We start from the raw sequence: 25,131 nt of genomic DNA, 5'->3' as shown, positions 1-25,131 counted from the left end.
CTGATGTCCAGAAACCCAAGTGACGCGCCTTGCGGATCGACACAGAACAGGGCGATGACGCCCTTCCGGTGGTCCGGTTCGATGGCGTCTCGATGCGTTACGGCCGCGCGCCCGAAACCCTGAGGGATATCAGCTTTTCCCTGGCTCCTGGCTCGTTCCATTTCCTGACCGGCGCGTCGGGCGCGGGCAAGAGCTCCCTGCTCAAGCTGATCTATCTGGCGCACCGTGCGTCACGGGGTCGCGTCGAGCTGTTCGGGCGCGATGTCAGCCTGACCCACACCTCGGACCTGCCGTTCCTGCGCCGCCGGATCGGGGTGGTGTTCCAGGAATTCCGGCTGTTGGAGCACCTGTCGGTGTTCGACAACGCCGCCCTGCCGCTGCGGATTCTCAAGCGCAAGCCCGCCACCTACCGCGAGGACGTCGCCGAACTGCTGAGCTGGGTCGGACTTGGTGAACGCATGCATGCGCTTCCCGCCACCCTGTCCGGCGGCGAGAAGCAGCGCCTGGCCATCGCCCGCGCCGTGGTCGACCGTCCCGACGTGCTGTTGGCCGACGAGCCGACCGGCAATGTCGACCCGGCCATGTCGCTGCGCCTGCTGCGGCTGTTCGTGGAGCTCAACCGCCTGGGCACCACGGTGCTGATCGCCACCCACGACGAGGATCTGGTCGCCCGCGCCGCCCGCCCAACCCTGCACCTCGACCATGGCCGACTGGTCGACGTTGTAACGGGACCAGGGGGAGGCCCGCGATGAGCGAGTTCTTTCAGGTCGCCCGCTGGAAGCCGGGTCCGCTGCTGCCGCCGCGTGACGCCCGCGACGGGGCGCTGGTGTTCGTGGTGGCCGTGCTGTGCTTCCTGGCCTGCCTGACCGCCTTCGCGGCGCTGGCCTCCAACCGCGCCGCCGATGGCTGGACGTCCCAGCTGGTCAACTCGGCCACCGTGGTGGTCCGCGCGCGCGCTAATGAGACGCCCGACAGCGCCGCGGCCCGCGCCGCCGAGACCCTGGCCGGCGTCAGGGGCGTGGCTGAGGCCCAGGCCCTGCCGCGCGAGAAGGCCGAGGCCTTGCTGGCGCCCTGGATCGGCAAGGAGGCCCTGGTCGACGACCTGCCCACCCCGCGCCTCGTCACGCTGGAGCTGGATCCCAAGACCCCGCCGACCGCCCAGGTGCTGGACAAGGCCCTGCGCTCGGCCGGCATCGACGCCACGGTTGACGACCACAGCCGCTGGATCGCCGATATCGAACGCGCCGCCGACCTGGCGCGTCTGGCGGCCCTGGGCGTCTTCGCCCTGATCGCCGCCGCCACCGCTGCCGTCATCGCCTTCGCCACCCGGGCGGGCCTGGCCGCCCGTCGCGACGTGATCGAGGTCTTGCACTTCTCCGGGGCCGAGCAGGGCTTCATCGTCAGCCTGTTCCAGAACCGTTTCGCGACCATGGGCGCGCTGGCGGGCTTGCTGGGCGGGACGGGCGCGGCCATCATCGGCGCCGTTGCGCGCTACTTCGGCGGCGGCGCGGGGGTTGCGCCGGTTCTGCCCTTGGCCTGGATGGATCTGGTCGCCGCCCTGCCCGCTCCGGTGGTCGCGGCGCTGATCGCCGGGCTCTCGGCCCGCCTGGCCGCGTCGCGCATCGTGGGGGAGATGCCGTGAAGACCTTAGCCGCGCTGCTGATCGCGCTGATGATCTGGGGCCTGGGCCTGCTGGCCTTCACCGGCCGGGTGGACCAGTCGACCCCCGCCAAGGAGCCGCCGATCGCCGACGGCGTCGTGGCCCTGACCGGCGCCTCGACCCTGCGCCTGGAGGCGGCCACCAAGCTGCTGGAAGAAGGCAAGGGCCAGCGCCTGCTGATCTCCGGCGTCAACCGCGAGGCCACCCGCGCCGACGTCCAGACCGTCACCAAGGCGGTCAAGCCGATCTATGACTGCTGCGTGGACCTGGGCTTCGCCGCCGCCAACACCGTCGGCAACGCCCGCGAGACCGCCGAGTGGGCCAAGTCCAAGGGCTATGAGAGCCTGATCGTGGTAACGGCCGACTACCACATGCCGCGTTCGATGCTGGAACTGCGGGCGGCCATGCCGAACGTCGAACTGTACCCCTACCCGGTCAAGACCGACCTGAACGCCCACCGCTGGTGGAAGACCGGCCTCAGCGCTCGGCGGATGATCGTGGAATACTGCAAGTACCTGGCGATCCTGGGACGTGAAGCGTTCCTTGGGCTAGGTCCGAAAGAAAAGGCCGCCCCGGCGGCGAAGGAAGCGTCTTGATCTATCTGCGTTCGTTCCTGTTCCAGCTGTTCTTCTGGCTGTGGTCCATCGTCTGGGCCGTGGGCATGATCGTGACCTATCCGCTGCCCCGCGTCGCCAACACCTGGTGCCTGAGCACCTGGGCCACGGGCCTGATCTGGGGCCTGCGCTGGCTGGCCGACGTCAAGGTCGAGGTGCGCGGTCAGCGCCCGACCGGAAACGCCCTGGTCGCGCCCAAGCACCAGTCGATGTTCGACGTCTTCAGCCAGTTCGCCCTGCTGCCCGACGCCTGCTTCGTGATGAAGAAGGAACTGCTGATGGTGCCGCTGTTCGGCTGGCACGGCCTGAAGGCCGGGATGCTGGTCGTCGATCGCGGCGGCCACTCGACCGCGCTGAAGAAGCTGGTCCGCGACGCCGTCGAACGCATGAAGGAGACGCGCCAGATCGTGATCTTCCCGGAAGGCACGCGCGGGGCGGTCGGTCAGCCCGGCGACTACAAGCCCGGCATCGCCGCGCTGTATCGGGAACTGAACATGCCGGTCACGCCGCTGGCCCTGAACTGCGGCAGTCACTGGAACAAGGGCTTCCTGGTCAAGCCGGGCACGATCGTCTTCGACTATCTCGAGCCCATCCCCGCCGGCCTGAAGCGCGGCGAGTTCATGCGCGAGCTGCAGACCCGCATCGATACGGCCACCAAGGCGATCGAGGATTCGGGGGTGTAGTCGCCGTGCGGTCGCCCTCGTCCTTCGACTAGCTCAGGATGAGGGCTATTGCCGATGGCGGTTCAGTAGAAATCCTCATCCTGAGCTTGTCGAAGGACGAGGGTTTCAGTCCAATCACCTAGAACGCGCCCTCGATCGCCTCGACCATCTTCAGCAGCTTCTCCATCGCCACGTCGCGCACCCCGTCCTCGCGCAGGTGCAGAACGAGGTCGGAGAGGTAGTCGATATTGCGGCCCGAAAGGCCCTTTGCGCCGGCGATCAGTTGGGCCTGCTGCTCAAGGCTCAACGCCCCGGCCCACTGGCTGTGCTTCATGTCCGACAGGAAGACGAGCGCGGGGGCCTTGTCTCCCCCATCGATCTTCACGTCGCGCCAGGTCTCGAAATAGGTCTCGGTCGGCTGCTCGCGTTCGCGCAGGTAGGCGTAGACCTCTTCCCACTCTGCCGCCGCCACGCGATAGGCCATGCCGCGCACCGCGCCGCCAGGGGCCAGGCCCAGCACCAGGCCCGGTCGCTCATAGGTGCCGCGATGGTGGACGGAATAGATGCAGAAGGCCCGCCGGCGACCGTGGAGCACGGCCGTTCTTCGGTCTATGAACGGGAACCCGGGCCGCCACATGAGCGATCCGTATCCGAACACCCAGCGATCTTCACTGTCGCCTGACAAACCCATTACCGATCCCGACTGGACGCGCCCTATCCATGACCCATACCGACGCCCGCCCGTCCCGCAAAGCCCGCCGCAGCAGACTGTTCACGCCTTTCATCCTCGCCGCCGTCATTGCAGGCGGTTGGAGCTATGGCTGGTTCTGGCTTCGTGGTCAGGCCGAGCAGCGGATGGACGCCCAGTCGGCCGACCTGAAGTCGCGCGGCTATGACCTGTCGTGGAGCGCCCGCACCTTCCACGGCTTCCCGTTCCGGATGAACGTCGACCTGACCAACGCCCGCATGGCCGAACCCACCGGCTGGGCCGTCCGCGCGCCGGTCCTGAAGGGCGAGGCCGAGATCTTTAACCTGACCCACTGGGTGCTGGTCGCGCCGCAGGGCGTGGTGCTGACCCGTCCCGAGGCCGGCGACGTGACGATCACCGGCCAGGCCCTGCGCGCCAGCATCTCGCACGTGACCGAATACCCGCCGCGCATCTCGGTCGAGGGGGCCAAGCTGACCTTCACCCCCGCCCCCGGGACGAAGCCGTTCCAGCTGGTCTCGGCCGACAACATGCAGCTGCACACGCGCGGCGGTCCCGACGACCAGGGCGCGATCTTCTTCAAGGCCGACGGCGCCAAGACCGCCTTTACCGGCCTGCTGGGCCGCCTGGCCCAGGACAAGACCGCCTCGATGATCCTGGAGACCCGCCTGTCGCACGTCTCGTACCTGCGCGGCCGCAACTGGGAGGCGGCCGTCAAGCGCTGGAGCGAGGCGGGCGGCCAGATCAGCGTGCAACAGAGCCAATTGCTGGCCGGCGACGCCGAGGGCAAGGCCAAGTCTGGCGTGCTGTCGGTCGACGCCGATGGCGCGGTGACCGGCTCGCTGAGCGTGGCGCTCAAGGAACGCGCAGTCCCCGGCCAGCCGATCCGGACGCCGGAACAGGCCCTGGCCGCCGTCGCCCAGGCCGCCGGCCAGGAGCCGGTGATCGAGGCCGACCTGAAATTCCAGAACGGCCGCACCTTCCTGGGCGTGATCGATACGGGCCCCGCGCCGAAGGTGTATTGAGCCCGAGTGATCGATCGCTGATCGCCGAGCGCGCAATTTTCTTCCCCAACAGGGCGGGCTATTGCGTGTTCGGCGGCAAGGACTATGGTCCGCCCTCCAATTTCGGGGAAGAACATGGGCAGCGACGCGACGGACGCCACACCGTCTCTCGAAGAGGTCCGATGGCGACTGGACGCCATCGACGGTGAACTTTTGAAGCTGCTCGACGAGCGCGCCGGCCTGGCCAGCGCCGTCGCGGCCGCCAAGCGCGCCTCGGGCGATACGGGCTTTGGCCTGCGCCCCGGCCGCGAGGCCCAGATCGTCCGCAAGCTTCTCGACGCGCCGCGCACCGGCGCCTCCAACGCCCTGGTCATCCGCATCTGGCGCGAGATCATGGCCGACAACCTGGCGCGCCAGGGTCCCTATCAGTTGGCCGTGTTCGGCGGTCGCGAGCCGGCCCGCGCGGTCGAGCTGACCCGCCTGCGCTTCGGGACCGCCCCGCGCCTGTCGATCGTCCCGACCGCCCAGGACGCCCTGGCCTTGGCCCGCGCCCCCTGGGGCGTCGCCGTCTTGCCGCTGGCCGCCGAGACGCCCTGGTGGGGCCGGCTGCTGGCCGAGCCGAAGCTGAAGGTGTTCGCCGCCCTGCCGTGCCTCGCCACCTGGGGACCGCAAGCCGCCCTGGCCGTGGCCGAGGTCGAGGTCGAGCCCACCGGCCACGACCAGACCTTCTGGGTCACCGACTCGGCCAAGAGCACGGCCGCCATCGTCGAAGCCCTCAGCCAGGACGGCGTCGCCGCCGAGCAGGTCGCCGAGGCCGGCGGGCTGAAGCTGTTCTCGCTGTCGGGCTTCTTCCAGCCCCACGACGAGCGCCTGGCCCGCGCGCCGGGCCAACTTACGGGCGTCATCGGGGCTGCACCCGAGCAGTTCGACGTGTAAGAAGCGGCCGTCTGCAAACCAGACGTCCGTCAGCTGAGTAGTCCGATGACCGCCGCTCCCACCGATCGCTTCGCCGCGCCCCGTCCCGTTCCCAAGCCGGGGATCATGGACATCCACGCCTATGTCGGCGGCAAGTCGAAGATCGAGGGCGTCGAGCACCCCATCAAGCTGTCGAGCAACGAGAACATCCTGGGCAGCAGCGACAAGGCCAAGCAGGCCTATCGCGACGCCGTCGACCGGATGCACATCTATCCGGACGGCAAGGCCAACATCCTGCGCGCCGCCGTGGCCGAGCGCTATAAGCTGGAGCCCGAGCGCCTGACCTTCGGCGACGGCAGCGACGAGATCTTCGCCCTGCTGTGCCAGGTCTATCTCGAGCCCGGCGACAACATCGTCCAGGGCGAGCACGGCTTCGCCGCCTACGCCATCGGCGCCCGCGCCTGCCAGGGCGAGGTGCGGATGGCCAAGGAGATCAACCACCGCATCGACATCGACGAGACGGTGAAATGCGTCGACGAGCGCACGCGCCTCGTGTTCATCGCCAACCCCGCCAACCCGACCGGCACCTGGCTGACGGGCGAGGAGATCCGCACTCTGCACGCGGCCCTGCCGCCCTCGGTGATCCTGGTGCTGGACGGCGCCTATTCGGAATTCTGCAGCGATCCCCGCTTCGAGGACGGGCTGGACCTGGCCCGCACCGCCGAGAACGTGATCGTCACGCGCACCTTCTCGAAGCTGCACGGCCTGGCCGCCCTGCGCGTGGGCTGGGGCTATGCGCCCGAGCACATCATCGCGCCGATCGAGCGCATTCGCCCGCCGTTCAACACCTCGATCCCCGGCCAGGAAGCCGCCGTCGCGGCCCTGTTCGACGACGACTTCCAGGCCCGCTCGCTGGCCCTGGTCGAGCAGTGGCGTCCGTGGCTGACCCAGCAACTGGGCGGCCTGGGGCTGGAAGTGACGCCGTCGGCGGCCAATTTCGTCCTGGCCACCTTCCCGACCACGCCGGGCAAGACCGCCGGCGAAGCCGAGGCCTTCCTGGCGTCGAAGGGCTATCTGGTTCGCGCCGTGGCCAACTACGGCCTGCCCGACGCGATCCGCGTGACCATCGGCCTGGAAGAGCAGAACCGGGCGGTTGTGGATCTGCTGGCCGAGTTCATGGGGCGGTGACTCCTTCTTTTTCCGCTCTCCCCGGCGAAAGCCGGGGCCCAGATCGAAGCCGCGAACGCCCCTTTGATGGGCGCTATTCTATGGCGCGTCATCCCCAGCCGCTCCGGATGAATCTGGGTCCCGGCCTTCGCCGGGAAGAACCGACCGAGGAACGGTTTGAAGTGAGCCTTGTCCATGTCTAACCCCGGTCTCCTCTACCCCAAGCTCACCGTCATCGGCTGCGGCCTGATCGGCGGTTCGGTGATCCGCGCGGCGCGTGAGCACGGCGTCGTCGGCGAGGTCACCGTGGTCGACGCCAGCGAGGCCAACCGCGCCCGCGTGGTCGAACTGGGCATCGCCGAGCACGTCACCGGCGACATCGCCGAGGCGGTGAAGGACGCCGACCTGGTGGTCATCGCCACCCCGGTGCTTTCGATCCCTGAACTGGCCGCCGTCGTCATCCCCGCCATGAAGGCCGGCGCCACCCTGACCGATGTCGGCTCGACCAAGGCCAATGTCGGCGAGGCCTTCCGCGCCCAGGACCTGTCGAAGATCTACGCCATCCCCGGCCACCCGATCGCCGGGACCGAGCAATCGGGTCCCGACTCCGGCTTCGCCGAGCTGTTCGAGAACCGCTGGACGATCCTGACCCCCTTCGACAGCGACGACGAGCACTACGCCGCCGCCGTCGCCAAGCTGTCGGCCTTCTGGCGCGCCTTCGGGGCCCAGGTCGAGCTGATGGAGGAAAAGCATCACGACCTGGTGCTGGCCGTCGTCAGCCACCTGCCCCACCTGATCGCCTACACGATCGTCGGCAGCGCGGCGGACCTGGAGAACGTCACCGAGAACGAGGTCATCAAGTACTCGGCCTCGGGCTTCCGCGACTTCACCCGCATCGCCGCCAGCGACCCGACCATGTGGCGTGACATCTTCGTGGCCAACAAGGACGCGGTGCTGGAGATGCTGGGCCGCTTCACCGAGGACCTGCAGGCCATGAGTCGCGCCATCCGCTGGGGCGACGCCGACACCCTGCACGCCCACTTCACCCGAACGCGGGCCATCCGCCGGGGCATCGTCGCGGCCGGCCAGGAAAGCGCTGAACCGAACTTCGGCCGCGATCGCGGCAAGCACTGAGGCGGATATCCTCCCCCACGCGGGAGACTAGCCCCCTGTGCCCGTCCAGCCACACCAGCTCAACTTCCGCGTCGGCCCACTAGCCCGCGATCACCGAACGCTGTAATCGGCCGCCTCCCGAAGGAAGAGAACCGTGGCGCACAAAGCCCCAACCAATTCGCAGCTGTTCACCATGCTCGACCGCCAGGTCGAGTACGTGGAAGCGTGCGCGTTGGAGGGGATCACGGTCTAGGGTTCGACTGAACTCGGGAAGTCCGAAAAAGCCCCTCCTGGCCTGAGCCGGAGGGGTTTTTCGTTTGTGCGGAAACACTTGCCGGCCCGCCGCCAGGAGGGGGAGCAAGAGGAGAGAAGCCCATGAGTGGCTTCACGCATATCGAAAGTGACGGCGCGCCGATCAAGGCGTGGACCCAAGGCGTGCCGATCGAGGACTCCGCCCTGAAGCAGCTGCGCAACGTGGCCAGCCTGCCGTTCATCCACAAGCACGTGGCGGTCATGCCGGACGTGCACTGGGGCATGGGCGCGACCGTGGGCTCGGTGATCCCGACCTACAAGGCGATCATCCCGGCCGCGGTGGGCGTCGACATCGGCTGCGGCATGATGGCGGTGCGCACCTCGATCCGGGCCGAGCACCTGCCGGACAACCTGTTCGGCGTTAGGTCGGATATCGAAGCCGCCGTACCGCACGGCCGGACCGACAACGGCGGGCGCAACGACAAAGGCGCCTGGCAAGTCGAGCCGCCGGCCATCGCGGCCGAGAAGTGGGCGGGCCTGAAGGACGGGTACGACGACATCGTCGCGCGCAATCCGAAGGCGGCTCACCACCGCGGCTATGGCCACCTGGGCACGCTGGGCACCGGCAACCACTTCGTGGAGCTGTGCCTGGACGAGGCGGGCGATGTCTGGGTGATGCTGCACTCGGGGTCCCGGGGCGTGGGCAATCGGTTCGGGACGTTCTTCATCGAACGGGCGAAGCACGAGATGCGCCGGTGGTTCATCAACCTGCCCGACGAAGACCTGGCCTACTTCGCGGAAGGCAGCGACGGCTTCAACGACTACGTGCGGGCCGTGGCCTGGGCGCAGAAGTACGCGCTGGCCAACCGTGAAGTGATGATGGAGCAGGTGCTGGGCGTATTGAAGAAGACGTTCCCGGACCTGACCGTGACCGAGCATGCGGTGAACTGTCACCACAACTACGTGTCGCGGGAAAAGCACTTCGGCAAGGACGTCTACCTGACCCGGAAGGGCGCGGTGTCGGCCAAGGCCGGAGAGCTGGGCATCATCCCGGGTTCGATGGGCGCCAAGTCGTTCATGGTGCGCGGCAAGGGCAACCCGGACTCGTTCTGCACGTGCTCGCACGGCGCCGGACGGGCGATGAGCCGTAACGAAGCCAAGCGGCGCTTCACCCTCGCCGACCACGTGGCGGCCACCGCCGGCGTCGAGTGCCGGAAGGACGCCGACGTGATCGACGAAACGCCGATGGCCTACAAGGACATCGACGCGGTGATGGCCGCCCAGGCCGATCTGGTCGATATCGTGCACACGCTGCGCCAAGTCGTGTGCGTGAAGGGATAGCGTACGCCGTCCGGTCGCGAGACCGGGCGGCGTTTCGCGTTAAGCCCCGCCCTTTCCCGCCCCAATCCCGAAATAAGGCCGCAACAATCGCGGCTCATCCACGCTGGCAGGGACATCTATCGGGGAAGGAAACCCACCATGCGCCGCACGCTTCTCGTCGCGCTCGCTTCGCTCACCACCCTGGCCGGCGGCGCCGCCCTGGCTCAGGAAGGCCCGCCGCCCGGCCGCATGCCGGCGCCGGAAGACATCTTCAAGCGCTGGGACACCAATGGCGACGGCGCGGTCGACAAGGCCGAGTGGGACGCCACGGGCCGTCCGGCCGACCGCTTCGCCATGATCGACGCCAACAACGACGGCAAGGTCACCCTGGAAGAGCTGAAGGCCGCCTTCGAAAAGATGCGCGCCCGCCGTTCGCAAGACGGCGGCCCGCCTCCCGGCCCGCCGCCGGAAGGCCCGCCGCAAGGCAACTAGGCGCTCCCATCCGAGACGCTTTCGAACGCCGCCCGGTTCGCCGGGCGGCGTTTTGCGTTCCCGGTCGACGCACGCTTCGACCGACTAGCCTCATGAACATTCAAACCACGTCCAGGCTGTCCAATCCCGGCTCGCCCTCCTGGGCCAATGTCCGTCTCGCAGAACGACGGCGCGCCGCTTCGCGCGGCGGTCACACACCAGGGGCAAGACCATGGACGCCAAAGAACCGATCGAAACCTCGCGTCGCGGCGTGCTCGCCGGCGGGCTGGCGCTCAGCGCCATGGCCGCTCTCCCTACCCTCGCCAATCCGGCCGTCGCGGCGGCCGCCATTCCTCCAGGAGCTTCGAACATGAGCAGCGGCTTCATCACCACCAAGGACGGCACGCAGATCTTCTACAAGGACTGGGGTCCCAAGACCGCCCAGCCCATCGTGTTCCACCACGGCTGGCCGCTCAGCGCGGACGACTGGGACAACCAGATGATGTTCTTCCTGGGCCAGGGCTTCCGGGTCATCGCCCATGACCGCCGCGGCCATGGTCGCTCGACCCAGACCGACACCGGCAACGAGATGGACACCTATGCAGCCGACGTCGCGGCCCTGACCGACCATCTGGACCTGAAGAACGCCGTCCACGTCGGCCACTCGACCGGCGGCGGCGAGGTGATCCACTACGTCGCCCGCGCCAAGCCGGGCCGCGTCGCCAAGGCCGTGCTGATCGGCGCCGTGCCGCCGATCATGGTCAAGTCCGACAAGAACCCGGGCGGCCTGCCGATCGAGGTGTTCGACGGCTTCCGCGCCGCCCAGATCGCCAACCGCTCGCAGTTCTTCCACGATGTGGCGGCGGGCCCGTTCTATGGCTTCAACCGCCCGGGCGCGAAGGTGTCGCAAGCCACGGTCGAGAACTGGTGGCGCCAGGGCATGATGGGCGGAACCAAGGCCCACTACGACTGCATCAAGGCCTTCTCGGAGACCGACTTCACCGAGGACATGAAGAAGGCCGACGTGCCGGTGTTCCTGATGCACGGCGAGGACGACCAGATCGTGCCGATCGACGACAGCGCCCGGCTGGGCATCAAGCTGCTGAAGAAGGGCACGCTGAAGACCTATCCCGGGCTGCCGCACGGCATGGCCACCACCCATCCGGAAATCATCAATCCGGACTTGCTGGCCTTCATCAAGGCCTGAGCCTGAGCGCCAACGCCTGTCCTGCCAGCGACGGCCCGGAACATGGTTTCCGGGCCGTTTGCCGTCTAGCGCGTCGCTATGTCGCTCGCCCCGCGCCGTGACTCATCCGGGGAACTTGACCATAGGAGGGCGGAGAAAACGTTGTTCTACGGAGGCGGTCGATGCCCCTCGCGCAAGCTACTGTCCCCATCCGTGACAACCCAATGGGCTTGGCGCTGCTTGGCCATGCCTCCCGCAACAGCAAGGCGACCATGGCCGTGCAGGCCGCGGCGGCGATCGGCGTCACCCTGGCGGCCGCGCCGACGGAAGCGGGCTTCTACCGGATATGGCTGGGCGTCGCCTTGGCCGTCCTGGCGCTGAGGCTCGTCGTCGATCTGCTTCTGATCTCCGCCTTGCGGGGCGGCGTCCTGGCCGAACGACTGGATGTGATCTCGGCGATGTTCTCGGCGGGCCTTCTGGTCAGCGCCGGGTTATGGGCGCTCCTGGCGTGCGCGCGCTTCCCGGTCGACAGCGAGCGCACCCGGTACGTGACGATCGTGGTGCTGTCGGCCCTGGCCGGCGGCGCGACGGGGGTTCTATCGCCCATGAAGATCACGGGGCGGCTCTATATTTGCCTGATCCTTCTACCCGCCTCCCTGACCATGCTCTTCGCCTCACGCTCGGAGACGCCGCTGGGGTTGCTGGGGGCGATGTTCTGCCTGGTGATGCTGGCGGGGCATCGCAACAACCACCGCCTGCTGGTCGACGCCATTCAACTTCGCGACGAAAACCATGAGCTGATGGAGGCCCTGGCGCGCCGAAGCTCGGACCTGAACGTCCTAAACCGGGCGCTGGAGGAACGCGTGGCGCTCCGCACGCGGCAACTGGAGCTGGCGACCCATCAGGCCCAAGCCGCCAACCGGGCGAAGTCCCGCTTCCTGGCGACCGTGAGCCATGAGATGCGCACCCCCCTCAACGCGATCCTCGGCGTGGGCCAGATCCTCACCCGGTCGAAACTGATCGAAACGCAGCGGGCTCAGGTGCTGGAGATGAAGAACTCCGCGCGTCGCCTGCGCCAGATGATCGACGACGTGCTGGACCTGTCGCGGCTGGACGACGGCGTACTGGAGCTGAAGACCGCGCCATTCCCCCTGGCGACCCTGGTTCAGTCCCTCGACGACCTGCACCGCCCCTCGGCGGAAGCCCAGCATCTGAGACTGACCATGCTGCTGGAAGCGGCGGAGCGCGAGACGCGAAGCGGGGACATCAACCGCCTCCGCCAGGCGATCGGCCTCCTGCTGACCAATGCCTTGAAATTCACCCGCGAGGGCGGCGTCGATTGTCGCATCGCGGGACAGGGCGACCGTCTCCTCATCGAAGTCAGCGACACGGGCGACGGCGTGCCTCCCGAAAAACTGGCGGCGATCTTCGAGCGCTTCAGCCAGGGCGACGATTCGTCCACGCGGGAGATTGGCGGCGTGGGTGTCGGCCTGGCGCTTTGCCAGAGCCTCGTCAGCCGGATGAGCGGCGAAATGACCGTTTCCTCGACTCCAGGAAAGGGCTCCGTTTTCCGCCTCGTAGTCCCCTGCCCGATCATCGCGGAGGAGGGGGACACGCTTGCGGAAACGGAACATGATGAGGGCGTCGCAGGGCGCGCGCCGCGACTTCTTGTCGTCGACGACAACGCCACCAACCGTCGGATCATGGAGGCCCTTCTGGGGTCGTTCGGCGTCGCCTGCGCGTTCGCCGCCGATGGCCAGGAAGCCGTCGAGGCGTGGCGTCGCGAGCCGTGGACGGCGATCTTCATGGACGTCCACATGCCGGTGATGGACGGCATCGAAGCGACCCGGACGATCCGCGAGGAAGAAACCCGCGCCGGCCGTTCAAGGGTGCCGATCGTGGCGGTGACCGCCAGTTTGCTGGAAGAGGAAACCGATAGCTACCGCGACGCGGGCATGGACGACGTCCTGCCCAAGCCTATCGAGGCTTCGGCCCTGGCCCACATGCTGACCCGCTGCGGGGCCAAGCACTGAGGCTTCGACGATCTCACCGGTGATGGCCGGTTCGCGGCCCGGCGACGACGGCGCGGGCGCCTGTCCCATCACGTCCGCCCACGACGGCCGCGAGCGCCGCGCCACCGGCCGCCCAGACCCGTCCCACCCAGCGCGAGGACAGCGGGCGCAAGCGCTCGGGCGGCTCCTCGAAGATCCAGCGATAGCCGAGCCCAGGCACCGTCTCGATGAAACGTGGCGCGCGGTCGTCGTCGCCCAGGGCCTGGCGCAGCGTGGAGACGGCGTGGCTGAGGATCCCGGCGGAGCCTTCGTCCTGGCCCCACACCGTCTCGATCAGATGCTCGCGCGAGACCGTCAGTCCCGGCCGCGCCACCAGGGTCCGCAACAGATCACAGGCCCCCGGTTCCAGTCTGCTTGAGTCCGTGGCGGTTCGCACGTGGCGGCTTTCGATATCGACCGTCACCTCGCCGAACGCCAGGCGCGGCGGGCTTCGGCTCGGTTCTGCTTTCCGAGCGATTTCCGTAGGGACTTCCACGCGGCGATCAACTCCCTGTCCGTCTCACGCCGGACAGGAAGACGAACTGTGCGGCGCAATTGGGTCAGCTTGACCGCGCGATCCGAAGCTCGACCGCATCAAGGCGGCTTGAGTAGGCGGACATCCCAGGCTAAACGGAGCGTCCCTTTGGCGGGCGTAGTTCAGAGGTAGAACGCAAGCTTCCCAAGCTTGATGTCGGGGGTTCGATTCCCCCCGCCCGCTCCAAGGTTTTTCCCCCTACTCCACCCGCTCGGTCTTGATCCCCAGCTTGGCCAGCTGGACCTGGACGCTGTCCGGACCGACCAAGTGTCCCGAGCCGACGGCGACGAAGCTGACGCCCTTGCCCGCAAGCTTGGTCTTCAGCTGGCCGGCCCAGTTCTGGTTCCGCTTGGTGATCAAGAGGTCGTAGAGTTCGGGGTACTGGCCCTTCATCTCGGTGACGAACTCGGTCTCCAGCGCGGCGGTGTCGCCGGCGGCCCAGGCGGCGACCATCTTGTCGATCTTGTCCACGCCCTCATCGGCCTCGTCGAGGGTCGAGCTGAGGAACTCCACCTCGGTCTTGACCGGCAGGTCGGCGAAGAAGCGGATCTGCTGCTCCGGCGTCTCGAAGGCGCCTTCCGGCTTGCCGGCGGCCTTGACCTCGGCGGCCAGGATCGGCTCGACGCCGCTCTTGGGATCGTAGCCGGCCTTGATCACCGGGATTAGCGACAGCTGCACCGCCGCCAGCCAGGGCCGCATGGCGTTCAGCAACTGCGGCGGCACCCCGCCGGCCTGGGCCAGGCCCGAGGCCTTCTGGAAGGCGGCGGCGTCGATCTTGCCCGACAGAGGGTTGTTCGGGTCCAGGCCGTATTTCAGCACCAGCGGCTGCATCACCGCTGGGTCGTCGGCGCCGAAGATCTCCAGGGTGAGGTCGCCGCTGTCCTTCAGGGCCTTGTCGATCCTGGGCGAGCGCCAGACCGTGCTGGGCTTGAGCACATGGATCGTGCCGAACAGATAGATGGTCGAGTCCGCGTCGTGGATCTTCCACAGCGCCGGCTCGGCCAGGGCGGTCCCGGCGAAACCCAGCGCCAGGACAGAGATCAGACCCGCCGCGACGCGACGGGCCGACCGGTAAAGATTGCGCGGCATGGGACCCCCGTTGACCGTTGGCCCCATGCTTGGACCGCGCCGCGATCTACTTCAAGGCGGCCTATTTCAAGAAGGTCTGGACCGCGTCGGCGAAGGCCTTCGGCTGGTCGATCATGATGAAGTGGCGGCTGTCGTCGATGCGCTTCAGGGTCACGCCCGGCAGGCCCGCATAGGCGTCGGCATAGGTCTTGTCGATCATCGCCGTCGGCGCGCCCAAGGCCGGATCGTAGGGATAGAGCAGCGTCGTCGGCGTCTTGATGGCCGGCAGCGCGCCGCGGGCGTCGGTAGTCAGCAGGTCGTACATGGCGCGGCCGACGACCGACTGCGACGAGGCCACGGACCATTGCACCATCAGCTTCTGGCCTTCCGGCGACTTGACGTAGCGTGGCGCGGTCATCGCTTGCTGGCTGGCGAAAGCATCGGCGCTCATAGAGGTCGTGGCGTCGCGCATGGCGGCGGCCTGGGGCTTCATGCTCTCGGCCGTGGCGGTCGGCGAGAACAGCGACGCGAAGAAGGGCAGGCTGTCGACGATCAGCAGGCGGCTGACGTCCTCCGGGTGACGGCTGACCAGCATCAGGCCGGTGAAGCCGCCCATCGAGTGGCCGATGACGGCCGGCGACTTCAGGTGATTGGTCTTGATGTAGGCGTCGACCGCCTCGACCAACGGCTCGACGACCGGCCCCTCGGCGTTGCCGGCCACCGGCGCGCCGGCAAAGCCCGCGACCTGGACGACGTGGACCCGGTGGGTCGGGGCCAGTTGCTTGACGGTCTCGTCCCAGACTGCTGCGGACGAGGCCAGGCCCGGGATCAGAATGACGTCGGGCCCCTTGCCCGTGACGGTGACGGTCATGCGATCCGCGGCGTGGGCATGATTGCCGCCGAAGACACCGCAGGCGGCCATGATGGCCATCAGCATGACGAAGAAACGAAAGCGCGGCATGGGCGTGCACATGGTGTGTTCTCCTTGAATAGGGACGTGCGAAAGGCTCGGCGCTCAGCGCCGGACGCGGTGTGAAAGGAAAGTCGGTGGGGGAGCCGGCCTAAAGGGCGCGGCTTAGAGGTCGTCCTGGAAGATCGCTTCGATCGGCTGTTCGAACAACCGGGCGATCTTGAAGGCCAGCGGCAGGCTGGGATCGTACTTGCCCGTCTCCAGGGCGTTGATGGTCTGGCGGGAGACCTGGAGCTTTTCGGCGAGGTCGGCCTGGCTCCAGTCGCGTTCGGCGCGCAGCACCTTCAGGCGGTTCTTCATTGGTACCGCCTCCGGATCAGGGGCTGGCTGAAGCCCCAGGCCAGGCAGAACAGCGGGAAGACCAGGAACAGCGGCGGCGAGGGAATGACGCCGGCATTGCTCAGGAAACCCCAGACAGTGCTGACGCCCAGGACCGCGCCCAGACCCCACAGCATGGCCTCGACGTGGATCCTCCGCTCGAACTCGTCGGGCTCTTCCTTCAGGTAGAGACCCATCACGACCAGCACGCCCAGGATCGGGATCGCCGGCGCGGCGGCCACGATCCACAGCAGCGGTCCGGTGAGATGGTCGCCGCGCAACAGCGACAGCGAGCCAACGAGGATCACGGTGTAGGCCAGCATCGCCACAGCCAGGCGGCGCCGATAGCGCTTCATGACCGGCCCGATCTTGCCGGCCTTTAGTCGCGACGAGCCGACATAGACATAGGCCATGTAGACCAAGACCCAGACCAACATGGCCACCAGCATCGGCGTGCCCGAGAGCGGGCGGGCCAAGCCCAGCCACAACGGAATCGCCGACAGCGCCACCGCGCCGACAGCGAACAGGGCCCACTTGGTCCATTTCGGCTTTGCGTCGTCATCCATGACAAGCACCCCTCGCAATTTGACAAGCGAACTTGTCACACCGGAGCGCAATCATGTCAAGCAAGGTTGTCATTTTGTCGCGCGAACACGACTAAATGACGGAGACACTTGATGTTCCGGAAGGTTCTCAGGCCGCCTTGCGGTCAAGGAACGGGTCAGCCGACAGTCCGTCGCGGGTCAGGCCGCGCCAGTGGATGGCCTCCAGGCGCTTGACCGCCAGGGCCCGGCCCAGTACGCCCGGACGCGGACGGCTGACCACTTCCCAGCCGTAGCGCGAGAAGCGATCGCCGAAGTCGGCCCAGCGGATCACCCGGCCTTCGGCGTCCTGGCGCCAGACAGCCTTGTCGCAGCCGGGGATGCGCGCGCACCGCTCCCAGGCCTCGACGCGGCCTTGCAGGATCAGGAACCGATCATGTGCGATGCGGGCCAAGGTGGCCTCCGTGGAGAGTTTACCGGTCTCGCCGCCCGGCGACTCAGTGAGTCGCTGCCAGCGAGGACGAGGACTAGAATTTGTGTAACGGCACCGACTGTCCACTAGATGTGGTGCGGCGCGTTGCCGCGCGGCGCGGCTGCGACACCCTCGCGGCAGCCTGCGGACGACATGGTCGCGCGCCTTCACAGGGGCAGACAGCCCTCGACCGACAGGCGCTTCCAGACATGACGCGCGTACTCCAAGGCCCTATCAAATCGGACCTTCAGGTAAGCGCTAGCTTGGTAAGGCGCGAGTGAACGGGGTCCGCGACCTAACGCCTCAAGGCGCTGGAGGTCAGCTCCAAGCCTTGAAATGCTTGGATAATTTCAAACCCTGGCGCTGGTAGTGCGAGCCGCCCTCGCCATAGAGGCGGACCGGTCGCGCGGTCAGTGGTTCATAGACCAGCCGGGCCACGGTCTGCCCGTCCTCCAGAAGGAACGGCGTCTCGTGGCTGCGCACTTCCAGCACGCCCTTGGAGCCCGTCGCCAGGGCCTCTTCCGTGCCGAAGCCCGGATCGAAGAAGCCGGCATAGTGGACGCGGAACTCGCCGACCGACGGGTCGATCGGGGTCATCTCGGCCGCTTCCAGCACCGGGATCTCGATGTTTTCCTTCGAGGCCAGGATGTAGAACTCGCCGGGATCCAGCAGCAGCTCGCCGTGACGGGCCTCCAGCGGCTCCCAGTAGTCGCGCGGGTCGTGGCCGTCCTCGTGATCCAGGTCGACGACGCCGGCGTGACGGCGACCGCGGAAGCCGACCAGGCCGTTCAGGCCCGGCGTCAGGTCCACGCCCACGCTCTTGATCGACAGCTTGGCCGGTTCGCCGCGCTTGAGACGCAGCTGGTTCAGCCGCGTGCCCGAGCGCACCAGCACCGAGAAGGTCTGCGGAGCGATCTCTATATAGAGCGGGCCGTCATAGCCGGCGTCCACATCGTCGAAGGCGCGGCTGTGGTCGGTCAGCAGGCGCACGAAGACGTCCACCCGGCCGGTCGAGCTCTTGGGATTGCCCCGCGCCGAGACATTGCCCGGCAAGGCCAGGCTTTCCTGCAGCTCGGCGATGTAGACGCAACCCTTCTCCAGCACCGCGCCCTTGGTCAGGTCCAGCTCGTGCATGGCCACGTCCTTCAGACGCTCCACCACACGGCGGCCCAAGCCCGGCAGGAACGAGGCGCGGACACGCCAAGCGCGCGCGCCCAGCCGCAGGTCAAGGCTGGCGGGCTGCACCTGATCGGTGTCGAAAGGCGTGGCCGAGGTGATCGCCTCTTCGGCGATCAGGTCCTCGATGGTCTGGCAGGGCAGAATCCCTGCGGCGTGGGCGTCGGTCATCGGCGCGACACTCGCGAAACCGCGCCACAAAGGCAAGGCGGGAGAGACGCCCGTTCGCCCGTGACAATGTGATTTTCGCCCGTGACAATTCTCCGCTCGCGGACGGGGCGTTCAGGCTTGACCAAGGCCCCCTCGCCGCTCCTTATGCCGGCGGTTTCAAGCGTAGAGAGGCAGGCCCGTGGCCGAGGATCCAAAAGACTGGGACGTCGCGACGAAGCTCATTCGTGGGGGCATCGCGCGGTCGCAGTTCATGGAGACCGCCGAGGCGCTCTATCTGACGCAAGGCTTCACCTACGACAGCGCCGAGGCCGCCGATCGCCGCTTCTCCGGCGAGGATCCGGGCTTCGTCTATTCGCGGTTCAACAACCCGACCGTGAAGATGTTCGAAGATCGCCTGGCCCTGCTGGAAGGCGCCGAGGTGTGCCGCGCCCAGGCCACCGGCATGGCCTCGATCCACAGCGCTCTGATGGGCCTGGTCCGCGCGGGCGACCACGTGGTGGCTGGCCGCGCCCTGTTCGGCTCGTGCCGCTGGATCATCAGCGAGTGGCTGCCGCGCTTCGGCGTCGAAACCACCTTCGTCGACGCCACCGACCTCAAGGAATGGGAAGCGGCGATCCGCCCGAACACCAAGGCCGTGCTGATCGAGACGCCCTCGAACCCGGTCCTGGAAATCACCGACATCCGCGCCGTCTCGGAAATGGCCCACGCGGTCGGCGCCAAGGTCATCGTCGACAACGTCTTCGCCACCCCGATCTTCCAGCAGCCGCTGGAACTGGGCGCCGATGTCGTCGTCTACTCGGCCACCAAACACATCGACGGCCAGGGCCGCGTGCTGGGCGGGGCCATCCTGACCAGCGAGGCGATCAACGAGGAATTCTACCGCGACAGCCTGCGCCACACCGGTCCGTCGCTGTCGCCGTTCAACGCCTGGGTGATGCTGAAGGGTCTGGAGACCCTGGACCTGCGCGTCCGCCGTCAGGCCGACAGCGCCCTGGCCCTGTCCAACACCATCGCCGAGCACAAGAAGGTGCAGCGGGTGCTCTACCCGTTCCGCACCGACCACCCGGGCCACAACGTCGCCAAGGCGCAGATGAGCGGCGGCGGCACCGTGATCGCCATGGATCTCGGCTCGCGCGAGGCGGCCTTCAAGTTCCTGAACGCGCTGGAGATCGTCGACATCTCCAACAACCTGGGCGACGCCAAGTCGATGGCGACCCACCCGCCGACCACCACCCACCGTTCGGTGCCCGAGGAGCAGCGTCCGTCCCTGGGCGTGACCGAGGGCGGCGTCCGCCTGTCCGTGGGCCTGGAAAGCTTGGCCGACCTTCAGAGAGATGTGATCCGTGCGCTCGATCAGGCGTGAAACCTCCCCGCCGATGCAGCGGATGCGCCGCCGTCGCGGCCAGGACGCCGGAGCCTACGAGGCCCGCACGCGCGACATCCTCGTGCGCGTCTTCCCGGTCTATGCGGCCGAAGAGTCCTCGCCGGATCAGGGCCTCTATCTGTGGTCCTACACGGTCGAGATCGAGAACCATGGGGCCGAGATCGTCACCCTGGTCGCCCGCCGCTGGTCGATCACCGACGCCTTCAACCGCGTCAACGACGTCGAGGGCTCGGGCGTGGTCGGCGAGCAGCCGGAGCTGAAGCCGCGCGAGGCCTTCCGCTACGTCTCCAACTGCCCCCTGCCCACGCCGTCCGGCGCGATGAAGGGCAGCTACCAGATGGTCACCGACCAGGGCGAAATGTTCGAGGTCGAGATCCCCGAGTTCTCCCTGCACCTGCCCGGCGCGGCGGCGAAGCTGAACTAGGCTTCCATCGCCGAAGCCCTATCGCGGTCCTCGAAGGCCGGCGCCCGAAGGGCGCCGGCCTTTCGCGTTCACGCGTCGAACGAGAAACAAACTGACTTAACATCATAGATTGCAATGTGCTGGATTTTCGATTCCTAATGGCGCCGCTTGGGAGGGCGGCGACGCTATTGCGCGGCGTGCGCAGCCTCGCCCGAACCCTCGGGAGTCCGCCATGGCGACCTACACGATCAGGATCTACAACCAGTCTGCGGCTGCTCAGAGCTATGTGATCTTCATGGCGCCGCCAGCGGTGGCGTCCACGGGCGGGGCGACACCAGTCTTCGCCAACGCCTGGGTCACCTTCGCCAACCTTACGCCAGGCAGCTGGGACTCAGTCGTCTACACCGAGAATTCCTACGCTTACTGGTCTTCGGTGGACAGGCTGAGCCTGGGCGCCGTGGTGGATTCCGGCGGCGTCATGGCCGTGAACACGGCGACCTGCGATACGGTGACGTTCACCAATACGGGCATGACGGGGTTCAAGTCCCTTACGAGCCCTGGCCAGGCGAGCAACGGTTCGTTCTCGATCGTCGCCGGGACCGATTTCACGCCGCTGAACGGCTTCGTCTTCGGTTTGGCTCAACCGGACGGCTCGCCGATCCCCGCGCCCGTCGCCACCTTCTCGGCCCTTCCGAACGAGACCTACAACGTCACGCCCGTCATCAAGTTCTACGTCACCGACGGGGCCTACGCCGCCGGCGAGGTGATCGACGTGGCTCAGGTTTCGAATAGCGCCGCCGTCGACTTCACCGGCACGCCCTACAGCACCGCGACCGTGCTTCAGCACGCCGACGGAAGCTTCGCGGTGAGCTACAGCTGACACCCGCATGAAGCAGCGGCCCGACAAGAGCCCGCCCGCGATCACCATCCGCAGCGACATGAGTTATGAAGAAGCGCACACCTTGAGGGAGGTACGACGTGGCCACCTACACCATTAAGATTCTCAATCAGTCAGGAGCCATGAAGTCGTACGTGGCGTTCCTGCAGCCGCCCGACATCGAGGACCGGGGCGTATTACAGCAAGTCTATGAGAACGCCTGGGCGAGCGTCGATAGACTCACACATGGCTCCTTTGACACGGTGACCTATACCGAAGGCGCCTATGCCTATCAGATCCAGCAAACCGAACCTCTGGACCAAGGCGCGATACCGGAGCCCCGCGACGTGACCGCTGGGGATTCCAGCAGCAACGACACGCTAGCCTTCGCTGGCGCCGGCGAGCCAGCCTTCGTCGGCATGAGCAGTCCCGGTCAACCGCAGAACGGATCTTTCTCGATCGGGTCAAACACCAACTTCACGCCGGCGAGCAACTTTGTCTTCGGCTCGGCCAGCGAGAACGGCAGCAGCATCCCCTCGCCCATAAAGGCCTCCGCGGGCCTGCCAGACGAGCAATACACCATCACGCCCATCGTGAAATTCTACGTCGCCGACAGCGCCGATGCGTCTAGCCCTGTCTGCGATGTGGATGCGGCGCCGCCAGCTTACGCAGCGATCGACTTCACCGGCCGCCCGGAGACGACCGCCACCGTGATCCAGGAAGCGAACGGCGCCTACACCGTCGTCTATGAGTGACGACGTCAGGCCCGGCGGCTAAGCCGCCGCCGGCGCGTCCAGCTTGTAGACGCGCGAGCAGTACTCGCAGGTCACGTGGATCTTGCCGTCGGGCTCGACCATGTCGGCGACTTCCTCGGCCGAGAACGAGTCCATCACCACGGCGATGCGCTCGTCCGAGCAGCGGCAGAAGGCCCGCATCGGCTTCTCCTCGAGGAGACGCACGCCGTCCTCGTTGAACAGCCGCCACAGCAGGGTCGGGGTCGTGAGGGTCGGGTCGACCAGCTCGTCCTCGCCCGTGGTCTCGAACAGGGCCTGGACGTGGGTCCAGGCGTCCTGGGTGTCGCCGCGGGACTGATCGCCCGCGATCATCTGGATCAGGATGCCGCCGGCGCGCCACTTGGGCCCTTCGCCGGTGTCGACCTGGCCGACGGCCAGGCGCACGCGGGTCGGGGTCTGTTCCGACTGGGCGAAGTACTGTTCGGCGCACAGGGCCAGGGTCTCGCCCTCGATCGGCGTGACGCCCTGATAGCGATCCATGTCCGCGCCCTGGTCCAGGGTCATGATGAACACGCCGCCCCCCAGCAGGGTCTTGGCGCCCGGACGCGTGAAGCCTTCCGAGAGGGCCGCGACCTCTTCCGGATCGAACCGGCAGTAGCCGCGCAGGCCGCCGCTGGTGTCATAGTCGACCACGACATAGCGCACGGGACCGTCGCCCTGGGCCTGGATGATCAGCCGGCCTTCGAACTTCAGGCTGGAGCCGACCAGGGCCGCCAGCGCGCAGGCCTCGCCCAGCAGGTTGGCGACGGGTTCCGGATAGGCGTGGCGGGTCAGCACCTGGTCGACGGCGTCGCCCAGGCGGACCACGCGGCCGCGCACGGGGAGGCCTTCGATCTGGAATGCGGAAACGACGTCGTCGAGGACGCCTGGAGTGGGGGCGATGTCGGTCATGGGGAGGCTAGATAGGGTCACACGCCAAGAATTGCGAGAGCACCGCCCTACCCGATCGCCCCGAACACCCAGGCCAGCACGGACTTCTGGGCGTGGATGCGGTTCTCCGCCTCGTCCCAGACCAGCGAGCGCGGTCCATCCAGCACGGCGTCGGTGACTTCCTCGCCGCGGTGAGCCGGCAGGCAGTGCAGGAAGACGCCGTCGCCCGCCGCCAGATCCATCAGGGCGTCGTCGACCTGATAGGGCTCCAGCGCGGCTAGACGCTCGTCGTGGTCGGTGTCGCCCATCGAGACCCAGGTGTCGGCCACCACCACGTCGGCGCCGGCGACGGCCGCCTTGACGTCGGTGGTCATGCTGACCTTGCCCTGCAGGCCCTCGGCGCGGGCAAGGTCGTGCAGGTCGGCGTGATAGACCGCCGGACAGGCGATCTTCAGCTCGAAGCCCAGCAGCGGCGCGGCGTGGATGAAGCTGGAGCAGACATTGTTGCCGTCGCCGACCCAGGCGATGGTCTTGCCGGCGATCGGGCCGCGATGCTCCTCGATGGTGAGGATGTCAGCCATGATCTGGCACGGGTGGCTCTTGTCGGTCAGGCCGTTGATCACCGGCACGGTGGCGACCTGGGCGAAGCGCTCGACGTCGGCGTGGCTGTTGGCGCGGATCATCACCGCGTCGACCATGCGTGACAGCACCTTCGCGGTGTCCTCGATGGTCTCGCCCCGGCCCAGCTGCATGTCAGACGAGGTCGAGATGATGGCGCTGCCGCCCAGCTGACGCATGGCCGCGTCGAACGAGAAGCGCGTGCGGGTCGAGTTCTTCTGGAAGATCATCGACAGCACCCGGTCCTTGGCCGGCGCGTCGGCGTCGACCTTGCCCTGCGGCCAGCCCTTGCGGGCGGCCTTGCGGGCGTGGGCGTCGTCCAGCATCAGGCGCAGGGTCGCGCCGTCCAGCTTCCACAGGTCGATGAAGTGCCTAGGTTGGGTCATTGCCGTCCCCCTGCCCGCTCTCCCCGGCGAAAGCCGGGGCCCAGATACATCCGGGAATTCAGCGGGCTTGATCTGGATCCCGGCCTTCGCCGGGAAGAGCGGAAAGAAGTGAGGGTTTAAGCCGACGCCAGTTTGGCGCGCGCGACTTCACAAGCCTTTTCCAGCTTGGAGATCGCCTCGCTGGCTTCCTCGATGGTCAGGTTCAGCGGCGGCAGCAGGCGCACGCAGTTGTCGCCGCCCCCCGCGATCAGCAGGTTCTGATCGCGCGCCAGGACCATGAACTCGCGGTTGTTCGGCACCAGCTTGACGCCGATCAGCAGGCCCTTGCCGCGGATGTCGACGATGACGTCCGGGAAGCGATCCTTCAGGCCGTTCAGCTGCTGGGTGAAGTAGCCGGCGACGGCCTTCACGTTGTCGAGGATCTCGGGCGTATTGATCGTGTCGAAGGCCGCCTTGCCCACGGCCATGGCCAGCGGGTTGCCGCCGAAGGTCGAGCCGTGGACGCCCACGACCATGCCCTTGGCCGCTTCATTCGTGGCCAGGCAGGCGCCGATGGGGAAGCCGCCGCCCAGGGCCTTGGCGATGGCCATGATGTGCGGCTCGCCGCCCGGGGCCCATTCGTAGGCGAACAGCTTGCCGGTCCGGCCCATGCCGCACTGCACTTCGTCATAGATCAGCAGGACGCCATGCTCGTCGCAGAGCTGGCGCAGGCTGACCAGGCAGTGCTCGGGGATGGAGCGCGCGCCGCCCTCGCCCTGCACGGGCTCGACGATGATCGCCGCCGTAGTCGGGTTGGCGATCGCCGCCTTCAGGGCGTCATGGTCGCCGAAGGTCAGCTGGCTGTAGCCCGGCAGGCGGGGGCCGAAGCCCTCCACATAGTTGGGATTGCCCGAGGCGTTGACCGCCGCGTACGAGCGGCCGTGGAACGAGCCGTCGAAGCCGTAGATCTCGGTCCGCTCGGGCTGGCCGTTGGCGGTATGATACTTGCGGGCCGTCTTCAGCGCGCACTCGATCGCCTCGGTGCCCGAGTTGGTGAAGAACACCACGTCGGCGAAGCTATGGGCGCACAGCTTGTCGGCCAGCTCTTCCTGCTCGGGGATGCGATAGATGTTGGAGACGTGCCAGAGCTTCTCGCCCTGGGTCTTCAGCGCCTCGACCAGGACGGGGTGGGCGTGGCCCAGGCCGTCGGTGGCGATGCCGGCCACGCAGTCCAGATATTCGCCGCCGTCCGTCGAGAACAGGCGCGCGCCTCGGCCTCGCTCGAACGCCAGCGGGGCGCGGTTATAGACGCCCATGATGTGGTGCTGCGAGGGGTTGGACGACGTCGCGGTGCTCAAGACCGGCCTCCCAAAAAGGAAAGAAGCCCCCGCGCGTGAGCACGGGGACCGGAAGGCCGCAGGTTGTCGCCGTGGAACGCCGTCCTGTC

At 67.4% G+C, this 25,131-nt stretch carries 27 protein-coding genes and 1 tRNA gene; 17 read left to right on the top strand and 11 right to left on the bottom strand.

What is annotated here, in order from left to right:
* The first annotated feature begins 29 nt into the window (after positions 1–29).
* From ftsE to CSW62_RS07750, 4 genes are read left to right on the top strand one after another with little or no spacing between them, the layout of a single operon-like run.
* Positions 30–752, top strand: coding sequence for a cell division ATP-binding protein FtsE (gene ftsE / locus CSW62_RS07765; protein WP_199170537.1), 723 nt, complete (start codon positions 30–32; stop codon positions 750–752).
* Entirely contained in the window at positions 749–1,642 is an 894-nt protein-coding gene (locus CSW62_RS07760) for an ABC transporter permease (protein ID WP_099576584.1), read from the top strand. The genes ftsE and CSW62_RS07760 overlap by 4 nt, the downstream gene beginning before the upstream one ends.
* Positions 1,639–2,256 carry a YdcF family protein gene (locus CSW62_RS07755; protein ID WP_099576582.1) on the top strand — a complete coding sequence of 206 codons (618 nt, stop codon included), beginning with the start codon at positions 1,639–1,641 and terminating at the stop codon, positions 2,254–2,256. The genes CSW62_RS07760 and CSW62_RS07755 overlap by 4 nt, the downstream gene beginning before the upstream one ends.
* Complete coding sequence (locus tag CSW62_RS07750; protein WP_099576581.1) at positions 2,253–2,957, top strand: 1-acyl-sn-glycerol-3-phosphate acyltransferase; 705 nt, start codon at positions 2,253–2,255, stop codon at positions 2,955–2,957. Before CSW62_RS07755 ends, CSW62_RS07750 begins: the two co-directional genes overlap by 4 nt.
* Before the next feature lie 118 nt (positions 2,958–3,075).
* Here CSW62_RS07750 and CSW62_RS07745 read toward each other — a convergent pair whose 3' ends face one another.
* Positions 3,076–3,627 carry a gamma-glutamylcyclotransferase gene (locus CSW62_RS07745; RefSeq protein WP_099576579.1) on the bottom strand — a complete coding sequence of 184 codons (552 nt, stop codon included), beginning with the start codon at positions 3,625–3,627 and terminating at the stop codon, positions 3,076–3,078.
* A gap of 29 nt (positions 3,628–3,656) precedes the next feature.
* Between CSW62_RS07745 and CSW62_RS07740 the strand changes: the two genes are divergently transcribed.
* The 8 genes from CSW62_RS07740 to CSW62_RS07705 all read left to right on the top strand — a co-directional run bounded on the left by CSW62_RS07740 (position 3,657) and on the right by CSW62_RS07705 (position 13,103).
* Positions 3,657–4,667 (top strand): DUF2125 domain-containing protein, encoded by a 1,011-nt coding sequence (locus CSW62_RS07740; protein ID WP_099576578.1) that lies wholly within the window; start codon positions 3,657–3,659, stop codon positions 4,665–4,667.
* A 114-nt stretch (positions 4,668–4,781) separates the two neighbouring features.
* A complete protein-coding gene (locus tag CSW62_RS07735; protein WP_099576577.1) occupies positions 4,782–5,582 on the top strand; it encodes a chorismate mutase in 801 nt (266 codons plus the stop codon).
* A 45-nt stretch (positions 5,583–5,627) separates the two neighbouring features.
* The gene (gene hisC, locus CSW62_RS07730) at positions 5,628–6,749 is read left to right on the top strand and encodes a histidinol-phosphate transaminase (RefSeq protein ID WP_099576575.1); all 1,122 of its coding nucleotides are present in this window, start codon (positions 5,628–5,630) and stop codon (positions 6,747–6,749) included.
* Positions 6,750–6,923: 174 nt separating this feature from the next.
* Positions 6,924–7,862, top strand: a complete 939-nt coding sequence (locus CSW62_RS07725; RefSeq protein WP_099576574.1) for a prephenate/arogenate dehydrogenase family protein — start codon at positions 6,924–6,926, stop codon at positions 7,860–7,862.
* A gap of 354 nt (positions 7,863–8,216) precedes the next feature.
* A complete protein-coding gene (locus CSW62_RS07720; protein ID WP_099576573.1) occupies positions 8,217–9,434 on the top strand; it encodes an RtcB family protein in 1,218 nt (405 codons plus the stop codon).
* Between the two features lie 138 nt (positions 9,435–9,572).
* Positions 9,573–9,905 (top strand): calcium-binding protein, encoded by a 333-nt coding sequence (locus CSW62_RS07715; RefSeq protein WP_099576571.1) that lies wholly within the window; start codon positions 9,573–9,575, stop codon positions 9,903–9,905.
* A 349-nt stretch (positions 9,906–10,254) separates the two neighbouring features.
* A complete protein-coding gene (locus CSW62_RS07710; protein ID WP_199170710.1) occupies positions 10,255–11,091 on the top strand; it encodes an alpha/beta fold hydrolase in 837 nt (278 codons plus the stop codon).
* A gap of 161 nt (positions 11,092–11,252) precedes the next feature.
* Entirely contained in the window at positions 11,253–13,103 is a 1,851-nt protein-coding gene (locus CSW62_RS07705; RefSeq protein ID WP_099576568.1) for an ATP-binding protein, read from the top strand.
* Between the two features lie 13 nt (positions 13,104–13,116).
* Here the strand turns inward: CSW62_RS07705 and CSW62_RS07700 are convergent, their stop codons facing one another.
* Positions 13,117–13,518, bottom strand: a complete 402-nt coding sequence (locus CSW62_RS07700) for a helix-turn-helix domain-containing protein (protein ID WP_255408388.1) — start codon at positions 13,516–13,518, stop codon at positions 13,117–13,119.
* Between the two features lie 249 nt (positions 13,519–13,767).
* Here CSW62_RS07700 and CSW62_RS07695 point away from each other — a divergent pair.
* A tRNA-Gly gene (locus tag CSW62_RS07695) sits at positions 13,768–13,842 on the top strand.
* 12 nt (positions 13,843–13,854) lie between these two features.
* On the opposite strand, the gene CSW62_RS07690 is transcribed toward CSW62_RS07695, so the two are convergent.
* From CSW62_RS07690 to CSW62_RS07665, 6 genes are all read right to left on the bottom strand, one after another.
* Complete coding sequence (locus tag CSW62_RS07690; RefSeq protein ID WP_099576564.1) at positions 13,855–14,745, bottom strand: TraB/GumN family protein; 891 nt, start codon at positions 14,743–14,745, stop codon at positions 13,855–13,857.
* 61 nt (positions 14,746–14,806) lie between these two features.
* Complete coding sequence (locus tag CSW62_RS07685) at positions 14,807–15,697, bottom strand: alpha/beta fold hydrolase (protein WP_099576562.1); 891 nt, start codon at positions 15,695–15,697, stop codon at positions 14,807–14,809.
* A 102-nt stretch (positions 15,698–15,799) separates the two neighbouring features.
* A complete protein-coding gene (locus CSW62_RS07680; RefSeq protein WP_099576561.1) occupies positions 15,800–15,994 on the bottom strand; it encodes a helix-turn-helix transcriptional regulator in 195 nt (64 codons plus the stop codon).
* Positions 15,991–16,578: a hypothetical protein gene (locus tag CSW62_RS07675; RefSeq protein WP_099576559.1), complete on the bottom strand. Its 588-nt coding sequence runs from the start codon at positions 16,576–16,578 to the stop codon at positions 15,991–15,993. Before CSW62_RS07675 ends, CSW62_RS07680 begins: the two co-directional genes overlap by 4 nt.
* A 127-nt stretch (positions 16,579–16,705) precedes the next feature.
* On the bottom strand, positions 16,706–17,008 hold the full coding sequence (locus CSW62_RS07670) for a hypothetical protein (protein ID WP_099576557.1): 303 nt from the start codon (positions 17,006–17,008) through the stop codon (positions 16,706–16,708).
* 336 nt (positions 17,009–17,344) lie between these two features.
* Positions 17,345–18,373, bottom strand: a complete 1,029-nt coding sequence (locus CSW62_RS07665) for a 2'-deoxycytidine 5'-triphosphate deaminase (RefSeq protein ID WP_099576556.1) — start codon at positions 18,371–18,373, stop codon at positions 17,345–17,347.
* Between the two features lie 178 nt (positions 18,374–18,551).
* Between CSW62_RS07665 and metZ the strand changes: the two genes are divergently transcribed.
* The 4 genes from metZ (at position 18,552) to CSW62_RS07645 (ending at position 21,792) form a co-directional block, all read left to right on the top strand.
* Positions 18,552–19,736, top strand: coding sequence for an O-succinylhomoserine sulfhydrylase (gene metZ, locus CSW62_RS07660; protein ID WP_099576554.1), 1,185 nt, complete (start codon positions 18,552–18,554; stop codon positions 19,734–19,736).
* Complete coding sequence (apaG, locus tag CSW62_RS07655) at positions 19,717–20,181, top strand: Co2+/Mg2+ efflux protein ApaG (protein ID WP_099576552.1); 465 nt, start codon at positions 19,717–19,719, stop codon at positions 20,179–20,181. The genes metZ and apaG overlap by 20 nt, the downstream gene beginning before the upstream one ends.
* Before the next feature lie 211 nt (positions 20,182–20,392).
* Positions 20,393–21,040 carry a hypothetical protein gene (locus CSW62_RS07650; RefSeq protein WP_099576551.1) on the top strand — a complete coding sequence of 216 codons (648 nt, stop codon included), beginning with the start codon at positions 20,393–20,395 and terminating at the stop codon, positions 21,038–21,040.
* Positions 21,041–21,138: 98 nt separating this feature from the next.
* The gene (locus CSW62_RS07645) at positions 21,139–21,792 is read left to right on the top strand and encodes a hypothetical protein (RefSeq protein ID WP_143324354.1); all 654 of its coding nucleotides are present in this window, start codon (positions 21,139–21,141) and stop codon (positions 21,790–21,792) included.
* 18 nt (positions 21,793–21,810) lie between these two features.
* Here the strand turns inward: CSW62_RS07645 and CSW62_RS07640 are convergent, their stop codons facing one another.
* From CSW62_RS07640 to CSW62_RS07630, 3 genes are all read right to left on the bottom strand, one after another.
* A complete protein-coding gene (locus CSW62_RS07640) occupies positions 21,811–22,722 on the bottom strand; it encodes an Hsp33 family molecular chaperone (protein ID WP_099576549.1) in 912 nt (303 codons plus the stop codon).
* Between the two features lie 47 nt (positions 22,723–22,769).
* Complete coding sequence (gene argF / locus CSW62_RS07635; RefSeq protein ID WP_099576548.1) at positions 22,770–23,705, bottom strand: ornithine carbamoyltransferase; 936 nt, start codon at positions 23,703–23,705, stop codon at positions 22,770–22,772.
* A gap of 116 nt (positions 23,706–23,821) precedes the next feature.
* Positions 23,822–25,042 (bottom strand): aspartate aminotransferase family protein, encoded by a 1,221-nt coding sequence (locus CSW62_RS07630; protein ID WP_099576547.1) that lies wholly within the window; start codon positions 25,040–25,042, stop codon positions 23,822–23,824.
* Between the last annotated feature and the right edge of the window lie 89 nt (positions 25,043–25,131).

It is taken from the genome of Caulobacter sp. FWC2, from assembly GCF_002742625.1.
Taxonomy (GTDB): domain Bacteria; phylum Pseudomonadota; class Alphaproteobacteria; order Caulobacterales; family Caulobacteraceae; genus Caulobacter.
Note: the sequence above shows the minus strand (reverse complement) of the source record. Positions and strands in the feature narration are given on the sequence as shown.